At 32.0% G+C, this 8012-nt stretch carries 8 protein-coding genes; 1 reads left to right on the top strand and 7 read right to left on the bottom strand.

What is annotated here, in order from left to right; translation table 11 throughout:
- Positions 1-34: 34 nt before the first annotated feature.
- From J5V48_RS09185 to folP, 6 genes are all read right to left on the bottom strand, one after another.
- Entirely contained in the window at positions 35-526 is a 492-nt protein-coding gene (locus J5V48_RS09185) for a hypothetical protein (RefSeq protein ID WP_219938287.1), read from the bottom strand.
- Positions 527-717: 191 nt separating this feature from the next.
- Positions 718-1683, bottom strand: coding sequence for a universal stress protein (locus tag J5V48_RS09180; protein ID WP_219938286.1), 966 nt, complete (start codon positions 1681-1683; stop codon positions 718-720).
- 237 nt (positions 1684-1920) lie between these two features.
- Complete coding sequence (locus J5V48_RS09175) at positions 1921-2487, bottom strand: lytic transglycosylase domain-containing protein (RefSeq protein ID WP_219938285.1); 567 nt, start codon at positions 2485-2487, stop codon at positions 1921-1923.
- Positions 2474-3181 (bottom strand): hypothetical protein, encoded by a 708-nt coding sequence (locus J5V48_RS09170; RefSeq protein ID WP_219938284.1) that lies wholly within the window; start codon positions 3179-3181, stop codon positions 2474-2476. The genes J5V48_RS09175 and J5V48_RS09170 overlap by 14 nt, the downstream gene beginning before the upstream one ends.
- Positions 3182-3209: 28 nt before the next feature.
- Positions 3210-3941 carry a ZIP family metal transporter gene (locus J5V48_RS09165; RefSeq protein ID WP_219938283.1) on the bottom strand — a complete coding sequence of 244 codons (732 nt, stop codon included), beginning with the start codon at positions 3939-3941 and terminating at the stop codon, positions 3210-3212.
- Complete coding sequence (gene folP / locus J5V48_RS09160; protein ID WP_219938282.1) at positions 3938-4774, bottom strand: dihydropteroate synthase; 837 nt, start codon at positions 4772-4774, stop codon at positions 3938-3940. The genes J5V48_RS09165 and folP overlap by 4 nt, the downstream gene beginning before the upstream one ends.
- Before the next feature lie 1033 nt (positions 4775-5807).
- Here folP and J5V48_RS09155 point away from each other — a divergent pair.
- Positions 5808-7583, top strand: a complete 1776-nt coding sequence (locus J5V48_RS09155; RefSeq protein ID WP_219938281.1) for a phosphoethanolamine transferase — start codon at positions 5808-5810, stop codon at positions 7581-7583.
- A 70-nt stretch (positions 7584-7653) separates the two neighbouring features.
- Here J5V48_RS09155 and J5V48_RS09150 read toward each other — a convergent pair whose 3' ends face one another.
- Positions 7654-7941, bottom strand: a complete 288-nt coding sequence (locus tag J5V48_RS09150) for a hypothetical protein (protein ID WP_219938280.1) — start codon at positions 7939-7941, stop codon at positions 7654-7656.
- Between the last annotated feature and the right edge of the window lie 71 nt (positions 7942-8012).

The following is an 8012-nucleotide window of genomic DNA, read 5'->3' as shown; positions in this document are numbered from 1 at the left end:
TAGTCTCATCTTTTGAATCACTTTGGCTTGTTTATCAAGTATTAAAACTTAAAATATTCAGTGATGCGTAACTTCTAAAAAGAGCAAGAGAATCACAGCATATCTGAAAGCTGAATGTGGCATTCAATGAAATAAATGTAATATTGAAAAGGTATAGGAGTGTTACAGCTGTTGACAAATATTTCTTTGCTTTCTCATCAAAATTGTATAGCTTGGAAAATATTCTTACGGTTATATAAACGGAAAAAGCAATAAAGCAAAGACTTATTAAGCCCATAATAACTTTGTTATTATAGTATTCAAATATACTATAGATAAATGAAGTGAATGGTCTTCCAATTGAAAGCTGACCTATACAGAATCCACGCAACCAAGGAACAAGTGAATCGTGTGAAAATCCTAGATTATAGTAACCAAAACTATATGTAATAAAACCTATGCTTAAGGTAAGCAACAAACTAAATTTTAAAAGACTAATATCGATGTCGCCTTTAACTGCAGTTACTATCTGTTGAATTCTATTCATAATCATTTAATTCCTAATTGGGAAATGAGCTTAATGAGAAAATGTTGGCATTATATCATTATTCGTTCATCGCTCTGAATATGCAAAATAGGTTTAAATTATGTTTGAAGTAAAGATATTGCCCATAATAATTGGCAAAATTAGAATGCTACTAAAATATAATGAAAAAAGCAGTTTAAAGAAACATTTAATCAGCATATACTCTTTGAAGGAGCAGTTGTAGGAATTTTTCTGATAACTGATTTTGGTGTTAACACAAATACATCGCACTGAGCATTATCAAGAATATCTTCGCAAAGATTTCCTATAAAATATGAAGATATACCTTTTCTAGCTGAAGTTCCAATAAATAGAGCAGATGGATTGATACTGTTAACTAATGAAAGAATAATCTCATCTAATGGTCCTTCCTTGCTAAGACAGTTTGACTCTTTAAGTTTATGTCTTTTAGCAAATTCAATCATCGAATACTTAGATTGACATGCAATTTGTGAACACAGCTGCTCTGGATTAAAACCAGGAAGATCGACTGCAACAGGTGGAACAACAGGAGCAATTGCATTTATAAGATAGATTTCACCATCTGTTAATAAAGCATATTTTTGAGCTTCACGAAGCAGTCTTAAATTTGTATAGTTTAAAAGTACATCATTAGGATCAGAAAAGTCCATTGCAATTGCAACTGGTCTTTTGTGCGTATTGAGAATATCTTTTGCAATGCACACAGGAATCGGTGCATGTCTTAGCATCTGGGTATCTAAAGATGTAAAGAACAGATTGTCTAAAATACTATGTATTTCATTTGATTTTATTAAAAGTGATGCTCCAATTTGCTTTGCAATCTGAGCAATATCTTTACCGGGTGTTTTTGAAAATATAACTTTTGACTCTATCTTTATATCAATTGCATTGATAGACAGATAAGCCTTTAACCATCTTGACTGTTTTTTTACAAGTTCTTCATGGTACTGTTTTTTGTCAACTGCAAGAACAGAGGCTATATTAAATGTTTCTTTTTCAATAGGAAGGACTGCTGTAATTTTTACTTCATGATTTTTGTTTTTTGCAATATTGTAAAGTGAAATAGCTCGCATCAAGGCAGGTTGCCTTACCTGAGCTGGCTCAATTATCACAAGAATATTGCTGCAGTCTTTCACATCAGGCTCCTTATGTTTTGAGCAATTATAAATGTTCAAGGATTAAAAAGATGTGATCTGTAATTAAGTTATTGATTTTTTATGAGTAACTAACGAATTGTATTGATTAAATTCAAAAAGAAACTTTGCTCAAATAAGAGTTATATAAAAGATTTTACAGAAGTTTAAAAAATTTATCTTTTAAAGCTTAAGTAAACAAACTTATAAGAGGTAAAAAGAGTGCTTTTAATCAAGCATTTACCTTCTCTCACAATACTTCTTTATTTTATAGTTAAGCTCTTTCCATGACGCTTTAACCTTTCTTACATAGCGGTTGTGGATTTTCTGATTAGATGAGTAGTTGTAATGATAATTGCCAACCCCTCTCCAGATATTTCCATCAGCCTTTTCAATTTCACGTCTTACAAGATAACCCATAGCCCAAATGTTGTGGCAGGGTTTTGATTTTATATCATCTTTTGTAAGATTAAATTCTGTAAGCTCTTTTAATCTAACATCGTTAATTTGTGCAGGTCCACAGTCCTGAGTTCCATTTTTATTTGTTCTGCATTTACCGTTGACAGGCCCTCTTTCAACATAAAGCATTGAGTAGAGCAGTTCTTCAGGTAGTGAGAACTGATAGGCAGTCCATGCAATGCAGTTTCTTTGTTCTTTGTACTTTTTCATGACACCATAAGAGTAGGCTACGTCTCTCCAGTGTTCTGCTTTGCCATGGCACTGCATTGTTCTTGCTGAAGCTGATAAGGGAGATAGTGCAAATATGGAAAAAGCACAAAGCTCTAACAGTTTTTTAATTATCGTCATATCTGATTTCATCAAGTGCCTTTAGCATCTGCTCTTCAAGCTCAACAAAAGACTGAGTATTTACATTTACATCTGATGCAAGTGGATTTGAAATTGGTATTTCAACAGTCTTTGGTATGACGTACTCATTATCCTGCACATAGGTTTTTACCTTTAGCGCAGTAAGAATTGTATTAACTGGAGTTGATTTATTCTTCAGATATACGCTTGAAAGATTGAATACAAGAGGATTTGAGCTTTGTGCAATATTAACTATCATTGATGTATTTGAACAGCCTGCTTTTTGCTTTATTACAAGCTCTGATGCTGATGCTGTAACATCTGCCACAAAGCCTGGAGATTCAAGTTTTACATCAGTTATTTCAAGTGGTATACCTTCACTTGAATAAAAACGAAGAACTGTCAGACCGTAAGCGGGTACTCCGATTTTTGTATCAGCCTGATAATTCATGGTAAAACGAAGAATTCCTAGTTGCTCGTCACCTGAAACAAAAGGTGCAGCAACTGCATTTATATCATCAAAATTATCGTTTCTTAATTTTCCCTCTACAACACTGTCCTCTTCAACCTGCTCTTTAGTTCTAAAGTCAGTCAAAGTCTCTGGCAGTTCAGGTGGTGGAGCTGGCAGAGTAATTGCAATTGACTTACTGACAAAAAAAATTGTTAAAGAGAGTACAAATATAAATCTTTTCATAATCCTTACGTTTATGAGTAATTCATTTTTAGTCATGATGAGAAACAATAAGTGAAATTATAACGCCAAGAATTATGAATATAAATCTTAGGATCATTTTCTTTTTACTGCTTCCTGATTTGAGTCTTGGCAGCAGATCGGATAATGACACATAAATGAAACTAGCTCCAGAGAGTGCAAGCGCATAATGGATAAACTCTTTTATATTTGATATGAGCAGATAACCTAAAATACCACCAAGAGTAAGTCCGGTGAATGCCACAATATTTACAATATATGCCTGTTTTACACTCATGGAGTTTTCAAGCATGATTGCATAATCTCCAAGCTCATGAGCAACTTCATGGCTTAAAACTGCAACTGTTACTGCATATCCAAGATTCTCATTTGCCAAAAAGGCACTTGCTATAACCAGACCGTCACAGAATGTATGGAAAAACGATCCTGTAAGAATTGAAACAGTACCGTTTTTGATAATATTTCTATCATCAGCATGTTTATCATGACCAGATACACTAAAGCACATTTCAATGCCTGTAAGAGTAAGCACTGTTACAAGTACAACAATTCCTATGGTATGAGGATCAGACATCTCCATAGCTTCTGGGATGATATGACTTAATGATAGAGCAGTTAAAAAGCCTATAGCCACAAGAGTCAGCGGCTTTGAGAATCTTTTAATTATGCTAGGTCCTGCAATTGAGCAGATAATCGCTGACAATAGTGCAGGAGACATACATGCTACAAGAACATTTATCATTTTCTTGACTCTAACATTGATCTGTAAACATCAAAAGCCTGCTTTGTCTCTTTTACATCATGAACTCTTACTATCTGAGCTCCTTTCATGATACTTATAAGAGCACCAGCAACAGAGCCTGTAACTCTGTTTTCAGGACAGTCTATTGAACAGGCTGCACCAATCATTGATTTTCGTGAAAGAGCAGATAGAACAGGATATCCTAAAGAGACAAATTCATCCATTTTATCAAGCAGTGTGAAATTGTGTTTTACAGACTTTCCAAAGCCAAATCCTAAATCAAGAATGATGTTTTCTTTCTTGATTCCTACATTTATTGCATCATTAGCTCTATTGATTAGAAAATCCTTAACCTCTTTTGTAACATCATCATAATGTGGATCAACTTGCATTGTCTTTGGATTACCCTGCATATGCATTAAGATTACAGGAACACAAAGCTTTGCTGCAGTTTCAAGAGCATTATCAAGTCTTAAAGCTCTTATGTCATTCCAAATATGAGCTCCAGCCTTTACAGCCTCACTCATCACCAAAGGCTGTGATGTATCTATACTAATCATCACATCAAGATTTTTTGAAATTCTCTCAACAACAGGAATTACTCTGTCTAATTCTTCCTGTACTGATACAGGTGTAGCACCAGGTCTAGTAGATTCCCCGCCGATATCAATAATATCAGCTCCGTCTTTAATCATCATTTGAGCATGAGACAGAGCCTTATCAGTATTATTGTATCTGCCACCATCTGAGAAAGAATCAGGTGTGACATTTAAAATGCCCATAATTCTGCTACTGTTAAGATCAAGTGTTCTGTCTTTAAATGTGATTTTCATATTGAAGCTTCTTTTATTGAAAATGCTAATGTACTAATTTGTTAACAGATATGTATTATAACCTATATGATGTTTTATAAAAATATTGAAATAAGAAACTCTTTAAACACAGAGTAACTCTGAACACGCATGAATATGAGGTTTAGTAACGATGTTTCTGTATCTTTCTTTTCTTATTTGAATCTAAAATACAAAATTTTTCTTGTGTTGGTTTTGGTGTATAATCTGTCTTCGTTTCCGAAATAGAGGGTATCAAGTGATATGCTTAAAAATATACTATCTGTACGTAGATTTTTATCTTTTTTCAACTCAATTCTTTTAGCAGCAAAAAATGAAATCTCACAATTAAAAATCACTGAAAGTCCTGTTTATCTCTGTGTTTTCATGATTGCTTGTGTTTGCTTATTGTCCAGAGCAATACCCTTTTCATTGTTTCTATATGCTGCATCATGTTTTTTATATTTAAAAGTCTTTTTTAAATATAAGAACAATAGTGTAAAAACTATGTGGGGGGGGGTATTTAGTATTAATTTTTATAATATGCCTTATACCAGGAAGACTGATAGCAAAAGATTCTGCAAAACCAGATGCAATCCTTGGGTTTGGTGATTTTATAAAACAGTCCTTCTTCTTTTTCGGAATAATCTTTAGTGCAGTATTCTTTGTTCATATATTAAGCTACATTAAGCCAAAGTTTAGATTAACTTCTATATTTGTAAGAATTCTTTCATTTTCTCTTTTGTTATTACCTTGTTTATTACCATTATGCTATATAGTAAATTGGTCCTTTGGTAATCCAGTCTTATCTGTAGATGCAATTTTAGCTTTCTATCAAACAGATTTTTTAGAAGCTAGTAGCTATTGTATTTCTTTTGTAAAACCAGGTAGATTATTGATTGTTTTAGTTTGCCTGTTTGTTCTAATAGGTTTAGCTTTTGCTTTATCAAAAACAAGCTCTGAGCATAATTTTTCTATTTTCTACAGATCAAAAGAATTTCCTATTTTTATAATTCTGATAGTACTAGGTGTTTTTTTGGTATCTCACTTTAGCGTAAATAAAGTTACAAAACCATTTATAAATGCTGATATCATGCTTAATGAATATAAGCTATACAAACAAATGTCATCAAGCAGAGAAGATGTAGTAAAAAAATATATTAATGGACTTGTTGATAGTAAGAGTGGAACATATGTTTTAGTAATTGGTGAAAGTTTAAGTAGAACTCATATGGGCTGTTATGGTTACAGCAAGGAAACAACACCATGGCAGAGCAGTATTAAAAACAATCCAAATGCTGTTTTTCTTGAAAATGCTTATTCAAACCATACACATACAGTCCCAGTACTTACATATGCTTTAACAAAAATTAATCAGTACAATGGGTTAGATCTTAAGGATGCAGTATCAATAATTGATGTTGCAAAATATGCTGGTGGTTTTAAAACTTTCTGGATATCTAATCAAGGTAAGATTGGCATATATGAAACACCAATTTCATCTATAGCAAGTACTGTCGACAAAGAATTTTATACTGAAAACAATATTGATGATCCTGCATGTTCAAGATTTGATGAAATTCTAGTTGATGAACTTAAGAAATTGGATTTGTCTTCACAGAAGAATCTGATTGTAATTCACCTTATGGGAAATCATTCGGCTTACCAATCAAGATATCCACAAGAATTCATAAAATTTGCAGATGATAATAGAATTGTAAATAGTTATAACAATTCGGTTTACTACAATGACTATGTACTAAGTAAAATTTATGAAACTGTAAAAGAAATTCCTAATTTTCAGGCTATGGTGTATTTTTCAGATCATGGAGAAGATGTTATTAGAAACCTTGGTCATAATTCTGCATCATTTACATGGGATATGGCTAGAATTCCTTTTTGGACAATATTCTCTGATTCATATATAAAAGAAAATAAAGATAGATATAAATCATTAAAAGAGAATACAAAGAAAGCTTTTACAAATGATCTTATCTTTGACTATATTCTTGGCCTGACAGGAATTACTGACAGTAGTATTTATAGCAGTAAAAACGATATTTCATCATCTGATTATGCCTGTTTTAAAGAGAATTTAAAAACTCTTCATGGAAATAAATCCCTTGAAGTTCTACCTGATCTAGATGATATGAAAAAAATCTGGTTACATAGAACAGATAGCTATAAAAAAGTTCTTGAACTTGGAAATGGATACAGCGGAATTGAATTTGACTGTGTTTACCATGAAGATATGGATGATTTTGAAAATTCTCATGATTATAGTCAATCTGTTGAGTTTTATTTAAATGATTCTCTAAAAGCTTTTGTTCAATTAAAAGACTGGCAGAACAAAAAAATCTGGATAGATTTTAAAAATCTTACAGAAGAAAACAAAATTGCTGCAGAAAGAAAATTAAGTGAATTGTTTTCTAAATACAGTATTAAAAAAGAAAACTGTTATGTTGAATCAAATAACTGGAAATCATTAGATATATTCAAGAAAAATGGCTGGCAAACAAGTTATTATTTTCCATATTATGAGCTTTCAAAATTATCAAGTTCTCAAATCGATGATATAAAAGAGCAAACCATTAAAATCAGTAAATCAGGTTATGTTTCAGCTATTTCATTTGCTTTTGAATACTATGATTTCATTAAAACACTTGAAATAGACAGAAGTATTCATTTGCTTACTTGGATTGCTTATGTTGATAGGAGAGATTTTGAATGTAATGAGGCATATTTTCCTATCATCAAAGATCCAAGGATAAAAGCGATATTGGTTAAGGAATTTGGCCATTATCATAGATAAAATTACTTTTTCTTTTAATTTTGTTGACATACTTCTTCTATTCTTCTGTTGAGGATAAAAGTGAGGTATGTCATTTCGTTGATGGAGTACGAAAACAATCATTTAAAGAATTGTTACTCATCTTAATCTTTCTTAAACAACTTCCCAAAATATCAATTTCATCTTTTCTCAAAAGGGCATTGTTTTTTTCAGTTTGATGTGCACTGTTTGGATTCGATGCATTTGTATAAGATTTTGAAAAAGAATATTCAGTTAAACTATCATTACCAGTAATGCCAGCTGTTGCATTTACACCATTCATACTTTCTAAAAGATTATCATTCAGATAACTAGAATAATTTGAATGATTTGATGTCACAGCCCACTGAAAAAGATCTTATTTAGCTCATTTGATTTTTATCAGATCTTTTAAAACCTTCCAATTTAGCT

Origin of the sequence: Succinivibrio faecicola, from assembly GCF_019448115.1 — a bacterium.
Lineage (GTDB): Bacteria > Pseudomonadota > Gammaproteobacteria > Enterobacterales > Succinivibrionaceae > Succinivibrio > Succinivibrio faecicola.
This window is presented reverse-complemented; position numbering and strand designations above follow the sequence as displayed.